The organism is Gelidibacter algens, assembly GCF_001678675.1.
GTDB lineage: Bacteria > Bacteroidota > Bacteroidia > Flavobacteriales > Flavobacteriaceae > Gelidibacter > Gelidibacter algens.
Genome location: NZ_LZRN01000116.1, coordinates 1 through 1,486, shown reverse-complemented (window position 1 = coordinate 1,486; position 1,486 = coordinate 1). Strand labels below are relative to the sequence as shown.

General features: G+C 35.1%; 3 protein-coding genes. 2 read left to right on the top strand and 1 reads right to left on the bottom strand.

Annotated features, from left to right (window positions below; all coding sequences use genetic code 11):
* Window positions 1-455: 455 nt before the first annotated feature.
* The gene (locus A9996_RS19340; protein ID WP_066439186.1) at window positions 456-722 is read right to left on the bottom strand and encodes a hypothetical protein; all 267 of its coding nucleotides are present in this window, start codon (window positions 720-722) and stop codon (window positions 456-458) included.
* Between A9996_RS19340 and A9996_RS19335 the strand changes: the two genes are divergently transcribed.
* Together A9996_RS19335 and A9996_RS19330 are read left to right on the top strand one after the other, a co-directional pair.
* A complete protein-coding gene (locus A9996_RS19335; RefSeq protein WP_066438822.1) occupies window positions 722-1,063 on the top strand; it encodes a type II toxin-antitoxin system RelE/ParE family toxin in 342 nt (113 codons plus the stop codon). The genes A9996_RS19340 and A9996_RS19335 overlap by 1 nt on opposite strands.
* Complete coding sequence (locus tag A9996_RS19330; protein WP_066438821.1) at window positions 1,050-1,352, top strand: helix-turn-helix domain-containing protein; 303 nt, start codon at window positions 1,050-1,052, stop codon at window positions 1,350-1,352. Before A9996_RS19335 ends, A9996_RS19330 begins: the two co-directional genes overlap by 14 nt.
* The last annotated feature ends 134 nt before the right edge of the window (window positions 1,353-1,486 follow it).

Genomic DNA, 1,486 nt, shown 5'->3' with positions numbered 1-1,486 from the left:
ACATAAACGTTGGCAAACAGTTGACCAAAACTCCAGGAAGTGCGGAAATCCATCGAAAATTTTTGGACTTTTAAGGAGGAAAACTAAAAAGGAATCTGCGAAGACACAATACCAAATTTAGCACAGTTACAGATAGTTTTTGTTTCCTTGAAAACCAATGTTAAGCCGCTTAAAAGATGAATCTATGTGATTACCAAAAGTTCGGCTGAAAACAGAACAAAAACCACAAACATTTAAAAAGCTTGACAAGTCTTCTGAATCAACTCCAAGTTATAAAACCCTATCGAACAAAATTGATCTTTTTATTGATGCCTTAAGTGTAAAACTGAAAACTTATATTTCTCTTCTAATTGCAATCTGACCGGAAAGAAAATAATAGACAGAATACAAAAAACCATAACGGAGTTTAAACTGAATTGACTAAATTAGATTTTTTTAACAATAATACATCCGACTTAAAACCCAAACGAAAAAATAATAAACCGATTTGCCAACACCGTGTACAAGCCATTGCTGGGTCTGTGATTATTTGGAAAATCCTCGCGGATTTTCCAGCGCAGTTTTGTGTTCAGAATGGCTCGTGCCGTCACACGCAACAGCTCGTACACATAAACGTTGCCATTAATACAAAAAAATCCGTCTGCAAAATAAAAAATAGAATTTAATTTGGAGAATGTTGCCTTTATAGGTAACTTCGCTTTATAATTAAAAATGAGCATCATTGGACAAATTTGAAAGAGAAATAATCCCGTTTGAAAACCATTTTTGGGATTTTTACAACAAACTTGACCAGAAAGTTCAGGACAAGTTCGACTGGACAATTTCACTTATTGAAAGGACAAACATAGTCCCGAAACAGTACTTTGACCATATGACTGGAACGGACGGACTTTGGGAAATACGTGTCAAAACAGGGAGCAATATCTTTAGGGTTTTCTGTTTCTTCGACAAAGGAAACCTAATCTTATTATTGAATGGATTTCAGAAAAAAACTCAAAAAACACCCAAAAACGAAATCAAAAAAGCGCAAGCGTTAAAAAAGAAATATTATGAAAACAAATGAAAATCCTAAAAGTTGGAAAGAGCATATTAACAACAAATATGGCAAGGAAGGAACAGAAAGCCGAGAAAAATTCGAAGAAGAATTTGAAACTTTCAGAATTGGTGCTTTAATTCAAGAGGCAAGAAAAAAACAGCATTTAACGCAACAACAACTTGCTGAAAAAGTTGGAACAACTAAAAACTATATTTCACGAATTGAGAATAATGCAAGTGATATCCGACTTTCGACCTTGATGAGAATAATCAGAGAAGGATTGGGCGGAAGTTTGAAATTATCGCTTGACCTTTAAGAATGAAAGGAAAAGTACTAATGGCAACACCGTGTATAAGCCATTGCTGGGTCTGTGCCTATCTGGAAAATTCTTGGGAATTTTCCAGCGGAGTTTTGTACTTTTAATAGCTCGTGTGTGGGACACGCAACGGC

Excerpts from the sequence above, each read along its gene's own strand:
- A9996_RS19340 (WP_066439186.1), bottom strand. The coding sequence starts at position 722 with ATGATGCTCATTTTTAATTATAAAGCGAAGTTACCTATAAAGGCAACA.
- A9996_RS19330 (WP_066438821.1), top strand. The coding sequence starts at position 1,050 with ATGAAAACAAATGAAAATCCTAAAAGTTGGAAAGAGCATATTAACAAC.